22 protein-coding genes and 2 pseudogenes are annotated in these 22,189 nt (G+C 45.8%); 13 read left to right on the forward strand and 11 right to left on the reverse strand.

The features are described 5' to 3' along the window. Window positions 1-22 precede the first annotated feature (22 nt). A complete protein-coding gene (gene hmpA / locus DA100_RS01480; protein ID WP_138970533.1) occupies window positions 23-1,198 on the reverse strand; it encodes an NO-inducible flavohemoprotein in 1,176 nt (391 codons plus the stop codon). A 229-nt stretch (window positions 1,199-1,427) separates the two neighbouring features. Here hmpA and norR point away from each other — a divergent pair, with 229 nt between their 5' ends. The 7 genes from norR (at window position 1,428) to DA100_RS01515 (ending at window position 8,368) form a co-directional block, all read left to right on the forward strand. Continuing rightward, window positions 1,428-3,017, forward strand: a complete 1,590-nt coding sequence (gene norR, locus DA100_RS01485; protein ID WP_138970599.1) for a nitric oxide reductase transcriptional regulator NorR — start codon at window positions 1,428-1,430, stop codon at window positions 3,015-3,017. A gap of 91 nt (window positions 3,018-3,108) precedes the next feature. Next, window positions 3,109-3,468, forward strand: a complete 360-nt coding sequence (locus tag DA100_RS01490) for a glutaredoxin domain-containing protein (RefSeq protein ID WP_138970534.1) — start codon at window positions 3,109-3,111, stop codon at window positions 3,466-3,468. Between the two features lie 14 nt (window positions 3,469-3,482). After that, entirely contained in the window at window positions 3,483-4,106 is a 624-nt protein-coding gene (locus DA100_RS01495) for an HAD-IA family hydrolase (RefSeq protein WP_138970535.1), read from the forward strand. 148 nt (window positions 4,107-4,254) lie between these two features. Next, complete coding sequence (locus DA100_RS01500; RefSeq protein WP_138970536.1) at window positions 4,255-5,592, forward strand: MATE family efflux transporter; 1,338 nt, start codon at window positions 4,255-4,257, stop codon at window positions 5,590-5,592. 203 nt (window positions 5,593-5,795) lie between these two features. After that, window positions 5,796-6,707 (forward strand): DMT family transporter, encoded by a 912-nt coding sequence (locus DA100_RS01505; RefSeq protein ID WP_138970537.1) that lies wholly within the window; start codon window positions 5,796-5,798, stop codon window positions 6,705-6,707. 117 nt (window positions 6,708-6,824) lie between these two features. Then, window positions 6,825-7,757, forward strand: coding sequence for a DMT family transporter (locus tag DA100_RS01510; RefSeq protein WP_171052112.1), 933 nt, complete (start codon window positions 6,825-6,827; stop codon window positions 7,755-7,757). Window positions 7,758-7,768: 11 nt separating this feature from the next. Next, the gene (locus DA100_RS01515; RefSeq protein WP_138970539.1) at window positions 7,769-8,368 is read left to right on the forward strand and encodes a glutaredoxin domain-containing protein; all 600 of its coding nucleotides are present in this window, start codon (window positions 7,769-7,771) and stop codon (window positions 8,366-8,368) included. Window positions 8,369-8,480: 112 nt separating this feature from the next. Here DA100_RS01515 and DA100_RS21470 read toward each other — a convergent pair whose 3' ends face one another. The 3 genes and pseudogenes from DA100_RS21470 to DA100_RS01525 form a co-directional block, all read right to left on the reverse strand. Continuing rightward, window positions 8,481-8,615, reverse strand: coding sequence for a hypothetical protein (locus tag DA100_RS21470; RefSeq protein WP_269375060.1), 135 nt, complete (start codon window positions 8,613-8,615; stop codon window positions 8,481-8,483). Window positions 8,616-8,696: 81 nt separating this feature from the next. Further along, a complete protein-coding gene (locus DA100_RS01520) occupies window positions 8,697-9,047 on the reverse strand; it encodes a hypothetical protein (protein ID WP_138970540.1) in 351 nt (116 codons plus the stop codon). A 130-nt stretch (window positions 9,048-9,177) separates the two neighbouring features. Then, window positions 9,178-9,540: pseudogene (locus DA100_RS01525) on the reverse strand (MFS transporter); the annotation flags it as partial. A gap of 15 nt (window positions 9,541-9,555) precedes the next feature. Between DA100_RS01525 and DA100_RS01530 the strand changes: the two are divergent. Then, window positions 9,556-9,672, forward strand: a pseudogene (locus DA100_RS01530) (LysR family transcriptional regulator); the annotation flags it as partial. A gap of 136 nt (window positions 9,673-9,808) precedes the next feature. Beyond that, window positions 9,809-11,659, forward strand: a complete 1,851-nt coding sequence (locus tag DA100_RS01535) for a GGDEF domain-containing protein (RefSeq protein ID WP_138970541.1) — start codon at window positions 9,809-9,811, stop codon at window positions 11,657-11,659. A gap of 28 nt (window positions 11,660-11,687) precedes the next feature. Here the strand turns inward: DA100_RS01535 and DA100_RS01540 are convergent, their stop codons facing one another. After that, window positions 11,688-12,164: a hypothetical protein gene (locus tag DA100_RS01540; protein WP_138970542.1), complete on the reverse strand. Its 477-nt coding sequence runs from the start codon at window positions 12,162-12,164 to the stop codon at window positions 11,688-11,690. 32 nt (window positions 12,165-12,196) lie between these two features. Further along, window positions 12,197-12,709 (reverse strand): nicotinate-nicotinamide nucleotide adenylyltransferase, encoded by a 513-nt coding sequence (locus tag DA100_RS01545; protein ID WP_138970543.1) that lies wholly within the window; start codon window positions 12,707-12,709, stop codon window positions 12,197-12,199. Window positions 12,710-12,895: 186 nt separating this feature from the next. Here DA100_RS01545 and nadE point away from each other — a divergent pair, with 186 nt between their 5' ends. Next, window positions 12,896-13,723, forward strand: a complete 828-nt coding sequence (gene nadE / locus DA100_RS01550; RefSeq protein ID WP_138970544.1) for an ammonia-dependent NAD(+) synthetase — start codon at window positions 12,896-12,898, stop codon at window positions 13,721-13,723. A gap of 259 nt (window positions 13,724-13,982) precedes the next feature. Continuing rightward, the gene (locus DA100_RS01555) at window positions 13,983-14,531 is read left to right on the forward strand and encodes a hypothetical protein (protein WP_138970545.1); all 549 of its coding nucleotides are present in this window, start codon (window positions 13,983-13,985) and stop codon (window positions 14,529-14,531) included. 45 nt (window positions 14,532-14,576) lie between these two features. On the opposite strand, the gene DA100_RS01560 is transcribed toward DA100_RS01555, so the two are convergent. The 4 genes from DA100_RS01560 to DA100_RS01575 all read right to left on the reverse strand — a co-directional run bounded on the left by DA100_RS01560 (window position 14,577) and on the right by DA100_RS01575 (window position 19,234). Beyond that, window positions 14,577-15,335: a transporter substrate-binding domain-containing protein gene (locus tag DA100_RS01560; RefSeq protein WP_138970546.1), complete on the reverse strand. Its 759-nt coding sequence runs from the start codon at window positions 15,333-15,335 to the stop codon at window positions 14,577-14,579. Between the two features lie 320 nt (window positions 15,336-15,655). Next, complete coding sequence (locus tag DA100_RS01565; RefSeq protein WP_138970547.1) at window positions 15,656-16,396, reverse strand: type 1 glutamine amidotransferase; 741 nt, start codon at window positions 16,394-16,396, stop codon at window positions 15,656-15,658. 7 nt (window positions 16,397-16,403) lie between these two features. Next, window positions 16,404-17,900, reverse strand: coding sequence for a CoA-acylating methylmalonate-semialdehyde dehydrogenase (locus DA100_RS01570; RefSeq protein WP_138970548.1), 1,497 nt, complete (start codon window positions 17,898-17,900; stop codon window positions 16,404-16,406). Window positions 17,901-17,902: 2 nt separating this feature from the next. Beyond that, on the reverse strand, window positions 17,903-19,234 hold the full coding sequence (locus DA100_RS01575) for an aspartate aminotransferase family protein (protein ID WP_138970549.1): 1,332 nt from the start codon (window positions 19,232-19,234) through the stop codon (window positions 17,903-17,905). A gap of 244 nt (window positions 19,235-19,478) precedes the next feature. Here DA100_RS01575 and DA100_RS01580 point away from each other — a divergent pair, with 244 nt between their 5' ends. Beyond that, window positions 19,479-20,027, forward strand: coding sequence for a cupin domain-containing protein (locus DA100_RS01580; RefSeq protein WP_138970550.1), 549 nt, complete (start codon window positions 19,479-19,481; stop codon window positions 20,025-20,027). 15 nt (window positions 20,028-20,042) lie between these two features. Then, window positions 20,043-21,530, forward strand: coding sequence for an aldehyde dehydrogenase (locus DA100_RS01585; RefSeq protein WP_138970551.1), 1,488 nt, complete (start codon window positions 20,043-20,045; stop codon window positions 21,528-21,530). Window positions 21,531-21,628: 98 nt separating this feature from the next. Here DA100_RS01585 and DA100_RS01590 read toward each other — a convergent pair whose 3' ends face one another. Then, entirely contained in the window at window positions 21,629-22,171 is a 543-nt protein-coding gene (locus DA100_RS01590) for a cupin domain-containing protein (RefSeq protein WP_138970552.1), read from the reverse strand. Window positions 22,172-22,189 lie beyond the last annotated feature (18 nt).

Raw genomic sequence — 22,189 nt, forward strand, 5'->3', positions numbered from 1 at the left:
GCCCTCACCGAGGGCCATTTTTTTATAGGTAAGTATGAGGGCCAAATACCTCATAGTGGATTCGGTCTCGGTCTACACCAAGAGACTCTAGTTGACGCACTACCGATTCCATAAAACCGATAGGGCCACAAAGATAAAAATCGGCACTGTCTAAAGGTAGTTGATCGGCAATCAGGCTTACGTTGAGCTCCCCTTGAAACTCGGCATTGGCCTCTTCAAGATACCAAGTGAATGACTTCCAGTTGTTATCTTTCACAGCTCGTTCCGTATCCGCCTTGAAAGTATGCTGCTGTGCAGTGTTGCACGCATAGAGCACGCTGACATCTTGCTTATTCTGCGCAGCTAATGTCTGCATCATCGACTGAATTGGTGTTGCACCAACACCCGCGGAAATCAGCACCACTGGTTGCTGTTTCTCTTGGTAGAAGAAATCACCTGCTGGTGGGTAAAGGCGAACCACATCCCCTTCATGTACTTCATCATGTAGGTAGTTTGATACCAAACCTTTATGCTCACCCACTTCTCTTTTAACAGAAATACGGTAGTCTACGCCGTTCGGCTTTTGCGACAGCGAATACTGGCGAATCTCGTTGTATTCGCCCTCTGTAGGCTTTAATTCAATACCCACATATTGACCTGGTTGGTAGGTTAGAACATCCCCACCATCCTGAGGTACTAAAACAAAACTAGTCACAAACTGTGATTCCGGCTGCTTAGATTTAACCACGAAGTTGCGTGAGTTGGCCCAACCACCAACGGCCTGCTTGCGTTGCAGATAAAGTTCGCCTTCACGATCGATAAAGACCTGAGCCAAAAACAGGTACGCCGCTGTCCATGCTTCTTCAACTTCAGGGGTAAAGGCATCACTGGCCAGTTCACGTAGTGTTTCGATTAAGTGATGGCCAACAATCTGGTAGTGTTCAGCTTGAATGTTAAAACTAGTGTGTTTGTGAGCAATGCGCTCGACAGCAGAAGTCAGTACTTGCAGATTATCAATATTCTTTGCGTACGCCGCCACAGCTTCAAATAGGGCGACGCCCTGACGACCGGTTTTTTGGTGGGTCATATTGAAGATGTCTTTCAGTTCTGGGTTGTGAGTAAACATTCTTTGATAGAAATGTTGGGTCAATGCAGGACCTGCTGATTCGAGTAGTGGAATTGTACTCTTTACGACTTCAATGTGCTGATTGTTGAGCATTCGAGTTTTCTCCTCATTATTTTAATTTTGTTCGTAGCAGATATAGCAGGAAGAATGCCAACTTCAAAAATGTATCTAAACACTTGGTTTAGCGCATTTTAATCACCAATATCATGTCAAATAAACACACCTGTAAAATGTCAATTTGACACATTGATATTGTAATAACTCGACCAATATGGTTAATTCAACATCATGTGATGCTCAACTGTTTCTACCTTTAGCTATTATGCAAGATATCTCTGTTTCTACCCTTATCGACATGACCATTGGTCTCGCTCGCGGTGATAACGACCAAGATCGATTCAATAATCTACTCGACGCTATTCGTAAAGCCATCCAATGCGACTGTGTCGCCCTGCTCTCATTACAAGGAGATACTCTTATCCCGTTGGCGATGCAAGGGTTGACCCGTGACACGCTAGGGCGTCGTTTTAAGATAGACGAACATCCTCGTTTTGCCCTGATTTGTGAGTCGAAAACCGCAGTTAGGTTTGATGCGAATAGCAATCTTCCCGATCCCTTTGATAATTTACTACTCGACTATGATGGGGATCTGCCCATGCACTCATGTATGGGGCTACCACTTATCTATGCAGACAAGCTCCTCGGTGTGCTTACACTTGATAGTCTAAAGCCAGGGGTCTTCGAGCAGTTTCCTAAACGCAGTCTCGATGCCCTTTCGGCTATCGCGGCTTCAACACTCAAGGTCGCTCTCACCGTTAGCCAACTAGAACAACAAGCGAAACAGACTCAACAAAGATTTGAGGAACTGAACGAAGAAGCATGGGAACGTGATGGTGGAGAAATCATTGGTGACAGTCAGGCAATGCAAGCCCTCAAGGCTGATATTGAGGTGGTTGCCCCTTCCAACTTTAATATTCTGATCCACGGGGAAACGGGGGTCGGTAAAGAGCTGGTTGCACGCAGTTTGCACCACTTGTCACCACGCAGAAAACAACCTCTTGTTTATGTCAACTGCGCTGCGATTCCTGAGAATCTTGTCGAGAGCGAACTCTTCGGTCACGTGAAAGGCGCCTTTACCGGCGCAGATAAATCACGTTTGGGAAAATTTGCGTTAGCGGATGGTGGCACCCTATTTCTCGATGAGATTGGTGAGCTTCCTCTTGCAGCGCAAAGCAAGATCCTTCGAGCTCTGCAAAATAATGAGATTCAGCCCGTAGGACAAGACAACGTCGAGAACATTGATGTGCGTGTGCTCGCCGCGACCAACCGAGATCTAAAAGAAGAAGTCTCTGCAGGCCACTTCCGTTCTGATCTCTATCATCGACTCAGTGTCTACCCAATCACGGTTCCCGCCCTTCGTGAACGCAACGGTGATATCGTACTGCTCGCTGGTTACTTCCTTGAGCAGGCTAGACGCAAACTGGGGATTGTGCAGATTAAGTTGGGCAAAGATGCTCAACTCCTATTGTCTCGCTACAACTGGCCGGGTAATGTCCGCGAATTGGAGCATGTCATTAACCGAGCCGCACTAAAAGCGAGAGCTCGCGGTCAAGGAGGTAAACTGATTACCGTTTCAGTTGAAGACATAGGCCAACTGCAATCGACGCAAGAGAGCAATGCCCTTACTCAGATCAATCAGGCTCATCTAGCACCAGAATTCGAGCTATCACGTGGTCTAAGAGAGTCAACGGAAGAATATCAGCGTCACATGATTATCACAGCCTTGACTCAAGCTGATTTTAATTGGGCAAAAGCCGCACGTCAGTTGAAGACAGATCGTGCCAACTTAACGCGTCTTGCCAAACGGCTAGGTATCGAAGTCACCAAAAAACATCAGGTGAATATTGGCTGAGTTTAAGATTCAACATTGATTACATCTCAGTTACAATACGCAACGAAAAAGTCATCTGCCAATAATATAATGTTCATCAAATAGGATTGTTATGAAGTTTATCCGCTGGTTTTTAGGACGTGTGATCCTGCTGCTCAACTTTGTTTTTTCACCAAAAGGCATAAAGCGTGATGCTGAACAACAGCAAGCGGTCGATCAGAAAGCTCAATCATTGGCTCTCTACCAATTCGAAGCGTGTCCGTTTTGTGTCAAAGTACGTCGAGCGATGAAGCGTCAATCCGTTAAGTTTGAATTACGTGATGCAAAGAATGATCAAACACACCGCGCAGAATTAGAAGCAGGGGGTGGAAAAGTGAAAGTTCCTTGCCTAAGAATTGAAAAAGACGGTGACGTACAATGGATGTATGAATCATCAGATATCGTTGCTTACTTAGAGAAAGAGTTCGCGTAAATAAGGTAGGTTCCATGTCATGCAAACCATTGAACATTCGGCATATCAAAGCCATTGTGTTTGATTTAGATAATACCTTGGTAAGCTCAGACATGGATTTCTTCTGGTTAAGAGAGCAAATTGGTTGTCCTTCAGATACCGACTTGCTCTCTTATGTTGATCAACTTGAATGTGCCAACGCTTACGCCAATGCGCACGCACTCATCCTGCAACATGAGCTTGAAGACGCGCAGCAATCACAGCTAATGCCTGGCAGTCAGTCCCTCATCGAATTCATTCACAGCAATCAACTTTATACCGCTATTATTACTCGAAATTGTGCTCAGGCCGCTCAAATCAAAATCAAGCATAACCAGCTCAATATCTCTCGGCTGATCACCCGCGAGCACTTTCCGCCCAAACCGAACCCAGAGTCACTGATCGCTTTAGCCGATGAATGGCAACTTGAACGCCATGAAATTCTCTATGTGGGTGATTATCTCTACGATCTTCAGGCGGCCTACAATGCTGATATGCCTTCGTGTCTTGTCACTCACGGCAAAACGTCTCCATTTGGCGCACACGCTTCACTGATCGTAGAGCATCTTGACGAACTCGAGTCTGTCTTGTCTCAATCAAACGAAACAACACGCAATTGAACGATAGCAACAAAGTGAAATAAATCACACTTACCCTTGAATTTTGTCTGGTAAGTAACGATGTATTAAAAACAACAAATCAAACCGAGGTCTATCGCCTCGGTTTATCTATTGATTCGTTATAAAAACCTAACACAATGGCTTGGCTATGACTGCAAAAACTCTTGATTCATCCCCTTCTCTTGGGCAACAGCTATTTAAAATGACGTGGCCAATGCTGTTCGGTGTGCTGTCGATTATGAGCTTTCAGCTAGTAGACAGTGCGTTCATCGGTCAGCTCGGTATTCTGCCACTGGCGGCACAAGGTTTCACACTTCCACTGCAAATGGTCATTATTGGTATTCAAGTTGGTCTAGGTATCGCAACCACTGCCGTTATCGCCAAAGCAATTGGCGCTAGCCAGCCAAAATACGCCAGACAACTTGGTGGATTAGTCATCGTCATCGGTAGTGTTGGTGTCGCCGTGTTTTCAGTGCTGATCTATCTACTCCGAGAGCCCATTTTAGCGTTACTCAGTGCCCCTGAAAGTGTATTACCTATCATTGATAGCTATTGGATCTACTGGTTGGTAAGCTCTTGGACAGGTGCAGTACTCTACTTCTTCTACAGTCTTTGCCGAGCCAACGGAAACACCATGCTCCCAGGCACCATGATGATGGTCACCAGTTTGCTCAACCTGATCCTAGATCCAATTTTCATCTTTACGTTAGATCTCGGTATTGATGGTGCGGCTATCGCAACCATTGTGGCATTTGGTATCGGTCTAGTGGTCGTCGCACCAAAAGTTGCCGCTAAACAGTGGCTGAGCTTCGACTGGAGAGATCTCGATGTTGCTAAAAGTGTTCGCTCAATCGGCCATATCATGGGGCCTGCGATGATCAGTCAACTGCTTCCACCTCTCTCATCGATGCTCGCAACCAAGCTACTTGCAAGCTATGGTACAGCAGCGGTCGCCGCTTGGGCGTTAGGTTCACGCTTTGAGTTCTTTGCCATCGTTTCGGTCTTGGCGCTCACCATGTCTATGCCCCCTATGGTCGGCAAGTTGCTGGGAGCCAACAATCTCGCCGACATTCGCAAACTGGTTGCTATTGCATCTAAGTTTGTTATCAGTTTCCAACTGCTTATCGCTGTCATCACGCTATTCGCATCGCTGTTTTTAGCACAACTGATGACCAGCGACTCCGCAGTAGAGAGCATTCTTAATTACCACCTAATGATCGTTCCCTTTAGTCTTGGTCCTTTAGGGATCTGTATGCTGATGGTATCCATCTCCAACGCACTTGGTCGTTCTTACACCGCGTTGACGATTTCTGCGCTTAGGTTATTTGCCTTTTTCCTACCGTGTTTGTGGCTCGGAGCGCAACTCGGAGGGATCGAAGGGCTTTTCTGGGGAGCCTTTGGTGGCAATATTCTCGCTGGCATCTGTGCATGGATGATGTTCCATAAAGTACTCAATCAGTTAGAGCAACGTGCCGTGACTCCGTGATAAAGGTTTGCATTCTGTAATCAACCTAGATAGTCTAAATAATCACCACTAAGGATCGATTATGAAATTCGTGTTTACTTACCTTTGGCTTCTTCTCCCTAATGCCAGTAGCCGGTAGGTATCACTATGTCTGGCTGCGAGAAACGTAGCCAGAACTCCACTTTCTCGTAGCCCTAAAATCACTCACCAAGGATACGAGCAACATGACTGAACAAACGCAAACTACCGTCCCCGACTCTCTATCTCAGAGCGGAATTCTGTTGGCGCTCGCCGGATGTATACTATTTTCTATCAAGCCCATCCTGATCAAAATTGCCTACCAATATGGCGGCGATGCGACGTCAATTATGTCGCTCCGTGCATTCAGCTCTCTGCCTCTCTATCTGGTTACGCTGGTGCTCTTATGTCGCAGTGCTGGAAATCGGATAAAAGTAAAACAACACGGAGCCAAAGCCGCATTAATTGGCGTGATGGGCTACTACCTAGCGAGCTTTCTAGATATCTCGTCACTTGAATTTATTTCTGCGCAATTAGAACGATTGCTTATCTTTCTTTTCCCTACTTTTGTCGTTCTAATTAGCTGGTGTCTATATGGGCAGAAGCCACATCGTAATGTTGTTCTTTCTGCTGTAACTGGCTACGCAGGGATCAGTGTTATTGTTGTCCATGATTTCAGTACGGTGGGTCATTCCGTCGTACTGGGGAGCGCGCTTGCGATTAGTTCGGCGCTGGTATTCGCCTTCTACCTAGTATGGAGTAAGCCTCTTATTACTCAGCTAGGAAGTTCTCTCTTTACCAGTATCGGTATGGGTTGCGCAGGGCTTGCCATTATTCTCCACCTGCTGTTGAGTGGTAGTGAAGTGACCCAATGGTCACAAGAGCTCATCACGACAGGTATTATTCTCGGTATATTCTGTACCGTGCTACCGTCTTATTTGATTGCCGCGGCCATGGCACGTTTAACGCCAACAAGCTTAAGCCTGACCAGCAACATTGGCCCTGCCGTTACCGCAGGCCTCGCGGTTGTCGTTCTCGATGAACTCTTTACCCCTTGGCATGCGATTGGTCTGGTGCTGGTGGTCTTTTCCGTCTATACGCTAAACAAGAAATCGTAACGACATCAAAACGGGCTGAAACATCGATGAACTTGCACCATCATACGCATTCCGCAGATGATCTTACGCTTAGAAAGTCGTATGATTCAGCCTATCAATTTTTCAGATAGTTATATCATGACCACCCACAACCACCACCCTATTCAAGGGGCAAGCTGGATGCTAACAGCAGGCCTAGCGTTTGCTATCGTCAACAGCTTAGCTCAGATTGCCAGTATTAATTTTGGTCTCTCTTCTACCACCGTTGCGTTGATTCAATACGCCATCGCTTTGGTCGTTATTCTCCCTTATCTTAAAACGCTAGGCATTCGTCGGTCGCTGCGAACCCAGAATCTTGGGATGCATATCTTCCGTGTGTTTTTGTCGGTGATTGGTATCCAGCTATGGCTGTGGGCATTAGCCTATCCTGTCCCTATTTGGCAAGGCATCGCACTGTTGATGACCTCACCTCTTTTTGCAACCGTTGGTTCAGGCTTATTTTTGAAAGAAAAGGTTGGCGTTGCTCGATGGGGCGCGACGTTAACTGGCTTTGTTGGTGCCATGATCATTCTGGAGCCTTGGGCCGATGATTTCAGTTGGGCAACACTGCTGCCTGTTGGTGCCGCCTTCTTCTGGGCGTGCTACTCACTAATGGTGAAAAAGCTCTCTTCTGACGACTCACCTTCTACTATGGTGGTCTACTTACTAGTCCTGATTACTCCATTCAACATTTTGCTCGCGCTTCCAGACTGGCAAACGCCCGTTGGTGGCACGATCTGGCTGGTTTTAATCGCCGCAGGTGCAATGACTGCTCTTGCTCAATGGGCTATTGTTAAAGCGTATTCGGTTGCCGATGCCTCGTTTGTTCAGCCGTTTGATCATGCCAAGTTGCCGCTCAACGTCTTGGCGGGATGGCTAGTGTTCAGTTGGGTGCCACCGGGCCGACTTTGGCTTGGTGCAGCCATTATCATTGCATCGGTCGCGTTTATTACTCGTTGGGAAACCAAAAAAATCAGCTCGCTGAAAGAAATGTCGAACTTGGCCGTTCTTATCAGTCATAGGAATAAATGAGAGACACCTTTATGACAGAACCAATCAAATTGACACTCTATCGCTGGGCGGGTAGCTGGGGGCTATTTAAGGTCAACATCCCCTGTGGTGAATGCACCTTAACGAAAGATATTCTTACCGACACGTTTGAGAATGAGTTGGCAGGTGTACCAGTAACACTTGAGATTAAAGATTGGTTATCGCACTGGTGGGAACCGCTCAAAGTTGGGGCATGGCACGCACCCATTTTAATGGTGGAAGGTAAGGTGGTCAGCCAAGGCGAAGCTTTGAATCGAGGTGTTTTGATTCAATCCGTAATTCAGGAATGGACTAAGCGCGATACCCTTAAAGGCAATGTCGTTTATGGCAAGGCGACCTGTCCTTACTGTGTGAAAGCTAAGAAAATGCTTGAGGATGCAGGCATCGATTACCACTATTTCGACGTGGTAAAAGACAGCGCAGCACTCTACCGAATGATCCCCGAAGTCAAAGCGATTATCGGCGAAAAAACGCCGGTTACCGTGCCTCAAATCTGGCTTGACGGCAACTACATCGGTGGCTCAGACAACTTAGGAGCGTGGTTAGAAGAAAAAGGGCTCCATACTGTACCTGACAACGTCATCGCCTTATAATATTCGTTATCTACAACAAAGCCCTACCTAGTAAGGTAGGGCTTTGTGTTAGTCAGTGAGAAGAAAACTCTCGCTCCCCTCACCCACTGTAAAATCCATTTCACGCCAGCGATTATTTGGCCATCTTTTTCATCATGCGTTTGATGAATGACGTTTTCTTCGCTTTAGGCTTACCATAAAGTGCATCGTGCATGGCTTGCTTTGCGATCATCTGACCTAGATATGCGTTGCCTAATTCGTGATTCATGAGTCTCTCCTCAGTTATAAGGATTGTGATTTTAATCACAAACAAAATAAAAACAAGATATAGGTCACATTAAAGTCTTAGTTAAGAACGCTTTGGCTGTTGGTATGTTTTGCCCGCCATTAGGTACGTGTCTTTACGTTTCACATCAAACATAATGTCAAAGAACCACGCCACAAAACGGATAACATCATCACCTTCATCCATGACGTGCTCAACAAACTCTTGTTCTTCACCCTGCTCGTTGGTTTGCACTGTTACATGGTAAATTCGCTTAGCACCTTCCACCTCAGCTAGAGCAAACTGACCTGTCAATGATTCCGCAGCTTCTGCGACTTCACTATCATCACAAGCTTTTAGCACTTCTAATGCTTGCGGTAGCGTCTCTTTTTCACACAGTGCTTTTACCAATACTTCAAATTCTTTGTGTTCCATGATCATCTTCTCTGGATAGGAGTTTGCCGGCATTGTATACCCAAGTATCTATCAAGCAAACTCTTGCTGAACTAACGGCACTTTTCTCGACGCGATCAACACCGCTCCCATTGCCACCGCAGAGAGTAAATGGCGCAACAATAGGCATAATAGAAGCCGTAATGGAAATATAGGACAACGCTTTGGTAAGCTGTGCACCTTCGTAGCTATCTCTCAATACACTCCGACCTAACACAGATGCACTTCCGGCACCTAAACCTTGCAACAACCTTCCCAATATGAGCAAATGGAGATGCTGAGAGAAAATCAGACATATCGCAGTACCAACCAGATATACGCCTTGACCCATGATAAAAACAGGTCGTCGCCCAATCGCATCCGACAGTGGTCCGTAAAACAGTTGAGAAGCCCCAAAACCGAGTAGGAAAAGTGTCACTAAGAGTTGAACATCGGCTTGGGTGGGTTCAAATCAGTTTAAATTGGCCACTATCAAATGATAATATAGCGAATTTTTCCAGACATCACTGCTGATGAGGCAACTATCTATGCTTACTATCCGAAACTGGACTATCAGCACACAAGAACTAAGCTGTTTCTCGATTATTTGAAAGAAAGATTATCTAAAGGTCAAGAAGTTAGCTCCAAACGCACGTCATTTGGATTATTCATTTGCAATAGTATGCATCTCATACCATATTTAGTTTGTAACCCCGATCAATAAATAAGTGGCAAAGTTCACAATAAGAGTGAGTTACTACGTTATGGTTAGGACAATATATCAACATGCTCCGCTGAGCGTTGAGACTCTCAATGCCACGTTACGTTTAGATGGGATAGATCTGCTCAACAAAACCACGTCTGAGCTGAGTCGTATCTCATCATCATTGTGTACATGTGTGATCGAGCTAGACCTATTTACCTCAAAGCCCACTTTGCTCGCTTCTTCAAGTGATCAGCGGTTACTACGTGAGAACTACACCTCACCTCTGACACGAGCGACCTGTACCTTAATCACCAAAACCGAGCAGGATTCCATCGTATGTGCAAGTAACGCCCATGAAGCAAATCCTCAAGAGCAGTACATTATTGAACACGGCATAGAGGCTTACATTGCCGTACCGCTCAAGACGCATAACGGTGAAGTGCTGGGTGTTTTGCTGTCCACCTACACAACCGCGCTAGATAGCAACCAGTGTGATGAACTCATTTATTACCATAAGCTGTTTGGTAACCTTATCGCTCATAGCTTGAGATCGAAATGGCTGTCAGCTCGTTCAGATACACTGGTCGAGCAACTGAGCTACGAAGTGTCCCATGACAATCTTACTGGGCTTCTCAACCGTAGCTTTCTGTCGGATAAACTAGAACGACTAAATGAACTGCAAAATGAACCTTTTACTCTAGCCTATATTGATATTGATAATTTCAAATCAATCAATGACTTGTATGGTAACTATATTGGTGATCAGATAATTAAATTTGTTGCCAATACCATCAAAGAAACCATCAAAGACAAGCAACTCGCATTTCGTATTTCCGGTGATGAATTTGCTTTTATCACGCTGTCCGGTGATCCTTTCGAACTGTGTTACGCTCTGATTGAAAATTTAGAGAAAGGCTACAAAGATCCAGCGCACAACATCAAGTTCAGTGTCAGCATCGGTCTGGCAAGAAACAACGGGCACAACATTAGCTCAGATCAGATAATCCTTAATGCAAGCTTGGCTCTGAAAGACTGTAAACAATCTCGTCATACCCATATTCAATGCTACGATACTCATTTGAGCGCTCAATATTATCGCCGCGCTTTAGTGATCGACGCCCTTCGTCAAGAGCTGGAGATAAAATGCCTCAGCCAGAGCGAGATCTATGTTGTCGCTCAACCGATAGTCGATTTGCGCAGTAGCCAGTGGAACTACTTTGAAATTCTGGCTCGTTGGCAAAGTAAAACACTCGGCCCAATATATCCGATCGAATTTATTGAAGCAGCCGAACAGTCAGGATTAATTGTGGAACTTGGTGAGCGAATAGTCGAGCTGGCATGCCAAGCAAAACAAAAGCTGGAACAGGGATTAGGTCATAACGTCAAGTTGGGGATTAACTGTTCAGCGCATGAGCTCAACAACTCGACTCGTTATCTTCAGCACATACTTACAACCATTCGTAAGTATGACTTTGCGCCACAAGATTTTACGATTGAGCTAACTGAAACCGTGCTGCTCTCACAGACGGAAGAAGTGAAAGAGATCCTCAATAAGCTGCGTGTACTCGGGTTTAAGGTCGCGTTAGATGATTTCGGCACTGGCTATTCGAGCCTTAACTATATTCACAGTTATCCTATCGACTGCATCAAAATTGACGCGACCTTCATCAAGAACATGCTAACTAACGAGACTGCGGAACGGGTTGTGTGGTTGATCGTTCAGCTTGCTAACCAGCTTGGCGTATCGCTCGTGGCTGAAGGGGTAGAAGATCAAGAAGCGTTGGACAAGTTGACGGCGATGGGGTGTCCGCTCATTCAAGGATACTATTTTTCGCGTCCTGAAACACCAGAGGTACTGGTTAGCAAAAAATTTGAACGTAGCGAACAGCAGCAAGTGTCAAACGGCTAGTAATGTTGGCGGTGAAGTGTTGTCGGTGTTAGAAGGGTAACTCGACTTGCATAACGACATCGCCATCGTATTTTTCGTGCCAGCGATAATCGAGCCTCATTCTTGGTTTACCTGAATTCATGTCACCAAATCCCAAGCTCAGTAACAATCCGTGACTTTTTAGCCACTCTTCGGCACTCATAGACTCTAACTGTTGCTCGAGTTCACTGGGTACCCATACTCCGATACCGACATAGTTAGAGGCCAAACTGCGGCTCAAGATCGGGTTAACCTCTTCACTCATACTCCAATCCGCCCAATATTCACTGTAATCTTGGTTATCACTGGTGGTTAGATCATTGAATGATTCAAGCGATTTTGTCGTATATTCAATACCTTGGAGCAAGGAGACACAAAGCCCCTGTGTTTTTCCAAACATGACTGATTGAGTCGAGGAATAGATCTCGCATTCAGCCAATGCAGATGACGAAAATAACGTCAACGCTATAAATCCGAGCTTTGACATTCACACCTCTTATATATCGCACGGCAGCCCGTTTAATAATACTCCATTTCGGCTAATCTGCGACACACTTTTTCAGTCGTCAGGTTAGAAATATCCCGTTTTTCACTCAGAGCCTGACGAATATCTGTACTTCTTACTTGGACGGTTTCTGGGCAACTCAGTAACGACCAACGAGTTACTATCTCTTGCGCATTATAGAATTTGGCGAAGTTGAACAGGTTATCAGGCCCCATAACAAAGGTCAGTTGACTGTCCGGATACTGAGCTTGCAGCGCTTCAAGTACAGCGAAGGTCGTAACACTGGCATCCGGTTTATATAATGTTTCTTCGATTGTCGAACACTCAACGTTAGAGACCAACAAATCCTCTATAAATAAACCCACCAGCTCACATCTGACTGAATAATCCAGCATCTGTTTTCCCCAAGCATGAGCAATACTTGGCAACAGCAAAACCTTGTCAAAGTGGCCTAATGACTCAATAACACTTTTGTGCCCTAAACTAGGCGGATTAAAAGCACTTCCAAATACTGCAATTTTGCTCATTTTGTTCTTCACTCTGTGGCGAAAACTGTGATCACAGTTTTCTAATTCTTTGATTGAGGTATGATATAGCAAGGTGACTTTAACACGTCCACTTCAGTTGAGATAAGTCTTGCTGAGATAGACCTGTTAAGGCTATCAGGATTACCACAAAATTTTAAACTACATTGCTTGCAGGAAGGAAACATAATGGAACAGTTGATTCGCGATGAAATGCGCGTTCTGCCGTCAATCGACCCTCACTTTGAAATCAACCGCCGCGTCGACTTTATCAAAAAAAAGCTCCAAGAAGCGGGTTGTAAATCCCTCGTTCTTGGCATTAGTGGTGGCGTAGACTCCACGACTTGCGGTCGTCTAGCTCAGATCGCTGTTGACCAGCTTAACGAAGAATCCAACGGTGGCTATCAGTTTATCGCCGTTCGCTTACCTTACGGCGAGCAAAAAGATGAAGACGAAGCTCAGTTAGCTCTCCAGTTTATCCAACCGACACATTCTGTTTCAGTCAATATCAAATCAGGTGTTGACGGATTACACGCTGCAAGCCACACCGCACTTGAAGGCACTGGGCTTCTACCGCAAGACAAAGCAAAAATTGACTTTGTCAAAGGGAATGTCAAGGCTCGCGCTCGCATGGTGGCACAATACGAAATCGCAGGTTACGTCGGTGGCTTGGTTATCGGCACGGATCACTCAGCAGAAAACATCACCGGTTTCTACACTAAGTTTGGCGATGGCGCATGTGATATGGCTCCGCTATTCGGCCTAAGCAAGCGTCAAGTTCGAGAAGTCGCTGAGACACTGGGTGCCCCTGAACTTCTAGTGAAAAAAGTTCCAACGGCAGACTTGGAAGAACTTGCGCCTCAAAAAGCTGACGAAGATGCTTTAAACCTAACTTACGATCAAATCGATGATTTCCTCGAAGGAAAGCCTGTCTCTCCAGAGGTGACTGAGCGTCTAATTCATATTTACACGGTAACTCAGCATAAGCGCCAACCAATCCCGACTATCTACGATTAAACATCACCTAAGCCCTTATCCTCTGGTAAGGGCTTTTGTTATTCATGACCGCAAACAAAATTAGGAAGCAACATTTGTTGCTATCAACGCTAGCCTAAGCCGTCACACTCTAACCAAATATTGACCTAGGCCACTAGCAGGAAAGCACGCTTTTCACTACACTAAGGCGGTTAACCTACGGCGCTGAACCCAAGGCGGCTCTCTCGCCCCTCACTTTACTTGTTTTTTGTATCATCGACGCTAATTAGTGTATAAAAGTATGGAACAGGATAAATTTACCAATATTTATCGATTGCCCACAGCAGTGCAGATCCGCATTGGAAAATGGCAACAAACCTTTAATGGCACGTCAGATATTGTCATGCACCAAGCAATCGAAGTGCGGAACAAGCAGTACCGTAAACCTGATTTTTCCCCAACGGGCTGGAGCGTTCAATTATTCGACAATAATGATATTTCAGTGACGCATCACGGGAAATATATTCAAACGGCGATGCGTACCATGCTGGATAGAAAGGTGTCCTACAAACGAGTTTATCTGTCTCGTGTTCCTTTAGAGCAGGCAGAACCTGGTATCATCGCGTTCAAGCAAGAGTGGATTTCAAAACACAACCGCGTCGCACGAAAGTACAATCAAATAAAGAAAAAGCAATTTCTTCGCTTTGCAATGGAAGAGGTAGAAACGCTTTATCCCTCAATCCCTAAAGGTGAGTTTGATGTCCAGCTATGGAATAAACTGGTCGTTTCTGAAATTGGCCCTGCGAAGAAGTTTGATAACCCCTATTTTGTCAAGAAAGCAAAAGTATAAGCAGTAAGGGCATCATTCAGGTGCCCTTTTTACTTTTTCTCGTAGCTAGTATTTATCAACAATATCTTGATATTGACTACGTCCAGCCGCATCCTTCTCCTTGAGCATGTCGAGCCCTTTTTGCAATTTTTCGACGATCGCGTCGTCTGTGTCTCGGTTAATTGCGAAATAGACTTCACCTTCACTCACGACATAAACAGGTTCAAACAGATCTGGGTCAACTTTGGCTTGCCTTGTCCACCAATACGCCGCTCGCTCAGCATAGACAAACAGATCGATGCGCTTTTTCATCAACTGTTCCGCCAACACAGTGACGTAGGAAGCTTCTTGCATTGAGTTGCGAGGAATACCAAGTGAAAGCAGGCTCTGTTCTCCGATATCATCACGAATGACACCAATTCGGTAATTGGCCATATCCATAGGCGAATTAATCTTTATATTTGAATCTTTGCGCGCTAGCACCACAACTTTGATATCAAGAATTGGCCCAACCCACTTAAAAAGATTCTCTCGATGTTCAGAGCGCGTGGTTGAGAAAAGGATTGAGTCTTTGTTCGTTAAAACCGTCCGATAAGAGCGCGCCCAAGGTTGTAGCGTCACCTGACTAAGTTCTATCGGCTCTCCAACCAGTTCGCTTGCGGCCAAAAGAATGTCGATCGAATAACCCGTTACCTGGCCGTCTTTTATGAAATTTGCTGGCGGGTAGGATTCGGTATAGAAAGATATTTCACGTAGATCGTCTTCAGCGAAACTCACACTAAAGAACACAAAATACGCGAAAATAACGCACACCAGTCGTCGCATTGTGAATGCTCCCTATCTTGCCCTTACTAACCTTAAAGTTAGTTTACAGCAGAGCAGTTCTAAAGGGAGAAGGTAAATTATATTAGCCCATTTCGGCTAAGACCCCTTTTGACGCTAGTACACATCTTGCCAAAACGACGAACCTCATCGAACTGAGGTGTCACTCCGCGCCTGAGCGCAGATTCCCAATAAGTCAGCTCAGAATCAACCATTTCCAATAATTTCTTGGGACAACCAATACCTACAAAGTGTCAGTAAAACAAAAAAACCTACCAACTCCGAAAGTTGATAGGTTTTTAGGTTACGACTAAGACGTAAAGTTATAGCACTTTATGCAGCTTATGAGTCCGCTCTGCTTGCTCCGCCATGGTTAGGAACGAATCAATCCAGTGGAGAATCAGTGCCGAATCTTGTGGTTGTTCCAGTTGACGCAAAGCTTCATCAGCCTTTTTAGTACCAATGATTTCGCGACGCTTTTCAACCAGCTTGCCAGTGAACTCATTACTAAACTCAGGGTGCCCTTGCACAGTAAAAATGTGGTTGTCTTTCACCAGCATAAAATTAGGACAAAAATCATTACCTGCGATAACCTTAACACCTTTAGGAACTATCACCACTTGGTCCTGATGACTGACCAGCATACGCACGCTATCCATGGATAGGTTCATCCACTTCTTCTGCGCGTTTACATTGACAGGGTAACTACCCAGTCCCCAGCCTTTTTCAGACTTCATCACTGTGCCACCGAGTGCTCTAGCAATAACCTGATGACCAAAACAGATACCGACTAATGGTCGACGAACAGCCTCACACCGTCGAATCCACTCCATGAGACCAAGGATCCAAGCATCGTCATCATAAGCATTGTGAACACTACCTGTAATGATAAAACCGTGGCATTCGTCAAGGCACGGCAGCCCCCCCTGAGTTGCATCAAAATCAACAAACTCAAACTGATTGTTCACTTCATGGAGAGAAGCGGCAATCATATCGAAGTACTGACCGTAGAGGTCTGACAACGGTGGGGCTACGTGCCCACAAGTAATGATTCCTATCTTCATTGTTCACCTATTTCATGGTTGGCATAACAAATTCACTATCCCTTTGACCTCTAGGCCAACGTGCTGTCACAGTCTTCATACGTGTGTAGAAACGTACGCCATCATTGCCGTGAACGTTGAGTGGTCCAAAGATTGAACGCTTCCAGCCACCAAAACTATGGAACGCCATTGGCACTGGAATTGGAACATTTACACCTACCATGCCAATTTCAATCTGTTCTGTAAAGTTTCTCGCCGTATCGCCATCACGAGTAAAGATCGCTGTCCCGTTTCCAAACTCATGTTGGTTAATCATATTAACGGCATGCTGGTAATCATCGGCTCGCACTACTGAAAGAACGGGACCAAAGATCTCTTCTTTATAGATGGTCATGTCTTCCGTCACGTTGTCAAATAGCGTACCACCGACGAAGTAACCAGGAGAACCGGCATCAAAGTTACGCCCATCAACAACCAGTGTCGCGCCTTGATCTACACCTGACTGAATGTAGTCAACCACTTTATTTTTGTGTGGCTCACTGACCAAAGGACCCATTTCATTTTCAGGTGTTACACCAATACCTGGGCCAACGCGTAGCGCCTCAACCTTCTGTTTAAGTTTTTCGACTAAGCGATCTGCAACCTCATCACCCACCGCTACGGCAACCGAAATTGCCATACAACGTTCACCTGCCGCACCATATGCCGCGCCCATAATCGCGTTTACAGCCTGATCTAAATCAGCATCTGGCATCACAACTAAGTGGTTTTTCGCGCCACCTAGCGCCTGAACGCGTTTACCATTTGCACTACCTTTTGCATAAATCGCTTCAGCAATCGGCGTTGAACCGACAAAACTCACCGCTGCAACATCAGGTGATTCAAGTAGCGCATCAACGACTTCTTTGTCGCCTTGGACAACATTAAATACACCGTCTGGTAGACCTGCCTGTTTGAGAAGATCCGCCAACACCATTGCTGCACTCGGATCTTTTTCTGACGGTTTTAAGATAAAGCTGTTACCGCAAGCCAACGCGACCGGAATCATCCAAAGCGGAACCATAACTGGGAAATTAAAAGGGGTGATACCAACACAAACACCCACTGGCTGCATCATTGAATAACTGTCAATTTCACGACCAACATTAAGTGAGTGTTCACCTTTCAACAGGTGCGGAATACCACATGAGAACTCAACAACTTCGAGACCTCGAGTCAGTTCACCCAGTGCATCGCTGTGCACTTTTCCATGTTCTTGCGTGATCAAGGTCGCCAAGCTATCTGCGTTGTCTTCTAATAGCTGCTTAAACTTAAACATCACTCGCGCACGCTGGAGTGGCGGTGTCGCTTGCCATTCAACCTGTGCCTTTTTCGCTATTTGAACCACCTCTTCAGCTTCTTGGGCTGTAGATAGCTGCACTTGACCACGTCGCTCTCCCGTCGCCGGATTAAAAAGATCCGCGCTACGAGTGCTTTTACTTTCAACTACCGATCCATTTATAAAGTTTGAAACTAAAATCGACATAATTATTCCTTGTATTCAATCGTGCTCAGCACATCACTTAAGATATTAAACAGTTCATCAATATGGTGTTTCTCGATAATCAGTGGTGGCGACAGGGCAATGATATCCCCTGTGACACGAATCAACGCACCCTTCTCGTAACACGCTTGGAAAACTTGGAACGCTCGCGAACCCGGCTTTCCGGCAATGCTCGATAACTCAATACCAGCAACCAATCCATAGTTTCTCAGGTCAATAACATGCGGTAGCCCTTTTAGGCTATGCACTGCATCTTCCCAGTATTGGGAAAGTTCTGAAGCGCGAGTATATAAACTCTCTTGACGATAGATATTAAGCGTCGCTAATCCCGCTGCGGCAGCCACTGGATGACCTGAATAGGTGTAACCGTGGAACAACTCTATCGCCTGACTCTCTGGGCTTACCATCGCATCGTAGATTTCATCACGAACAAATACTGCGCCCATAGGAATTGCACCATTGGTTAATCCCTTAGCACTGGTGATGATATCTGGAATCACATCGAATTCTTGTGCAGCAAATGGACTACCAAGGCGACCAAAGCCAGTAATTACCTCATCAAAAATGAGTAAGATACCGTGCTGGGTACAGATCTCTCTTAGCTTTTTCAAATAGCCTTTTGGCGGCAAGATAACCCCAGTGGAGCCTGCGATTGGTTCTACGATCACAGCGGCGATATTGCTCGCATCGTGAAGCGTGACAATATTTTGCAAGCTTTCTGCCCAACCCGGATCATATTCTGGCAGACCACGGCTAAACCCACTGTGTTCAATACTGAGTGTATGAGGAAGATGGTCTACGCCAGTCAGAAGGCTACCGAAGGTTTTGCGGTTATTGACGATTCCCCCCACGGAAATACCACCAAATCCTACCCCGTGATAGCCTCGTTCACGTCCAATCAGTCGCGTTCGCGTCCCTTGACCAATTGTACGTTGGTATGCCAAAGCTATTTTCAATGCGGTATCGACGGATTCCGAGCCTGAGTTAGTAAAAAAGACTTTGCTCAGCCCCGCTGGCGCTATCTCCGCAAGCTCTTCAGCAAACTGAAATGGCAACGGGTGGCCCATCTGAAATGTCGGCGCAAAATCTAGGTTGTGGATTTGCTGACTCACGGCTTCGCTGATCTCTCTGCGTCCATGTCCTGCATTACAACACCATAGCCCTGCTGTACCGTCGAGCACTTTGCGGTTGTCGTCTGTGCGGTAGTACATCCCCTCAGCTGACACCATCATCCGTGGTGATTGTTTAAACTGCGAGTTGGCGGTAAACGGCATCCAAAATGCGTCTAAGTTGTGTGTTTTTGCGAGATCCTGCATGTGCATTTCCTCAATCAATGACTAAGAGTTTGTTGTCTGTGATATCGATCAAGGCGTTTTTTTTAATAAACGCCTAACCATAATGTTAAAACCATGTTATAAAATACTTAACAAAAACGACTATAGCTTGGAAATTTACGCCATGCAATGTTTAAATTTTAAACGTTACGGGTTAAATATGATGAAATAAACATCAAAGCGTGTTTAATTTAATAATCACAGATGTTTTAGGAGGATTCATATCATGGATACAGAAATCGGCACTCGATTTAGAGCTTTACGCGAGAAAGCCGGATTATCTCAACGCGAGTTGGCAAAGCGTGCTGGAGTAACAAATGGCTTCATCTCTCAAATAGAGAGTAACGCGGTCAGCCCATCCGTCGCCTCTTTGAGCAAGTTACTGAGTAAGATACCAACCTCTATGGCGGAGTTTTTCGCTATAGACGATCCACAACCTGAACAGTTTTACACTCGCAAAGAGGAACAACCAGAAATTGGCCAAGGAGAAATTAGTTATCGACAAGTCGGACATTTCCACGGTGATCGTCATATAGGTATGCTGAGAGAAACTCTCAAACCGAATGCTGACACCGGTGAGGAAATGCTCACTCATGAAGGACAAGAGTGTGGTGTCATCGTTCAGGGTCAACTTGAGCTTACCGTCGATCTCAATACCGTTACCCTCCATGTAGGGGATGGATACTACTTTGATAGCACCCGTCCTCACCGTTTTAGAAACACGGCTGAAGAAGACTGCGTCATTATTAGCGCGAATTCACCAGCAAGCTTTTAAGGATAAGGCAATAATATGGATACTATGTACTGGCAGAACAAGGCAGAGACGATCAAGTTTTCGACTCAGGCGTTTATCAATGGACAGCTACAAGACGCAAAAAGTGGTGATACATTTGAGATCATCAACCCTGCAACCGGCCGTGTTCTCGCCTCTGTGGCACGATGTGATCAACAGGATGTCGACCTCGCCGTCGCAGTTGCACGCCAAACTTTCGAAAGTCGTGTATGGGCAGGGCTTGCACCAGCGGAAAGAAAGGCCATCCTTTTAAACTATGCTAACGAAATCGACGCTCACCAACAGCAGTTTGCTCTTTTAGAGTCACTGGACATGGGGAAACCAATTGGTGATGCTATCGGTTACGATGCGCCTGCGACAGCTCGCTGTATTGCATGGAATGCAGAAGCCATTGATAAAATGTATGACGAAGTTGCCCCTGTAACAGAAGGCGCGCTCGCTCTCGTGACCAGAGAAGCACTTGGTGTCGTCGCTGCTATTGTTCCTTGGAACTTCCCGACAGTGATGGCCGCATGGAAAATCGGTCCCGCTCTAGCAACGGGCAACTCCGTCATCATTAAGCCTTCAGAGAAATCGCCACTGACGGCGATCTTACTCGCTGAGCTTGCCAAAAAAGCAGGCATCCCTGATGGCGTGTTACAAGTCTTACCAGGCTTTGGACATGAAGCAGGCCAAGCGCTTGCACTGCACAACGATGTCGACTGCATCACCTTTACGGGTTCGACCGCTGTTGGTAAGAAGTTACTTGCATTTGCAGGTCAATCAAACCTTAAACGCGCCTTTATGGAGTGTGGTGGTAAGAGTCCTCATATTGTCAACCACGATGTTAAGAACCTTGCTAAGGCTGCGGCGACTGCCGTTTCTGCCATTTGTTACAACCAAGGGGAAGTGTGTACTGCTGGGTCCCGTTTATTGGTTCATTCTTCCATCAAGGATCAATTCATCGAACTGCTGCTCGAAAACGTCAAGAATTGGCAACCAGGCGACCCCCTATCAGAAACGACCCGTGTGGGCGCAATTGTCGATGAATCTCAGTTCAAACGTGTTCTAGAGTATGTCGACATCGGTCAACAAGAGGGGGCGAAATTGATCAGTGGTGGTCAGCCAGTGCGTCAGGAAACGGGGGGCTACTTTATCCAACCAGCGATTTTTACAGAAGTCACTCGTGATATGCGCATTTTCCAAGAAGAAATTTTTGGCCCCGTTTTGTGTGTCTCGACGTTCGACACGATAGAAGAAGCCATTGAGCTCGCCAACGACAGCGACTACGGTCTCGCAGCCGGTATCTGGACTGCCGATATTTCAACCGCTGTACGCTGCTCAAGAGCACTTCGTGCGGGTACCGTATTCGTCAACAACTGGGATGGCGGTGATATGACAATGCCATTTGGCGGCTATAAACAGAGCGGTAACGGCCGTGACAAATCACTTCATGCACTCGATAAATACACCGAAATGAAGTCGACATGGATAGAGTTGGATTAACGCGAGCCGTCTCTAGAATGACAAAGCCTGTGATACCTTTTTCAAGGGTATCACAGGACAATCATGAGGTTCGGTTGAGTAGAAATATAGAAATGGCTTTAGAAAGTGGGTGGCGTAGCCGCACTAATCAGTTCACATTCAACTTTGCCTCGGTTTCTAAAACGATGAGGCTTCTTGGTTTCAAAGTAGTAAGAGTCGCCTGCTTTAAGCAGTTGCGTCTTACTTCCGACAGTTATTTCAATTTCACCACTAATGATTATCCCGCCCTCTTCACCATCATGCTGCAAGAAGTCCGGTCCAGTATCCGTACCCGGTGGATAAAACTCACGCAGAATAGCCAGCTGCCTGCCCTCACGTTTAGCGCCTACCAACAGCATCTTTATTTTGCCATCACCTAAATCAGCCATTTGATCGACGGTGAAGAAGATATCGTCTTTCGCTTCAATTTCAATGGTAAAAAACTCCCCCATTGAAATAGGAATCGCATCAAGGATTTTCTTCAAGGAACCGACAGACGGGTTAACGAGGTTCTGCTCAATCTGGGAAATCATTGAGTTGGTGACACCGCTGCGCTTTGCAAGCTCTCTCTGAGACAGTCCGCGCATCGTTCTTATTGTTTTGAGTTGTTTACCAACATCCATGGCCTATCCTCTGAAAAA

It is taken from the genome of Vibrio sp. Hep-1b-8 (assembly GCF_006124995.1).
Classification (GTDB): domain Bacteria; phylum Pseudomonadota; class Gammaproteobacteria; order Enterobacterales; family Vibrionaceae; genus Vibrio.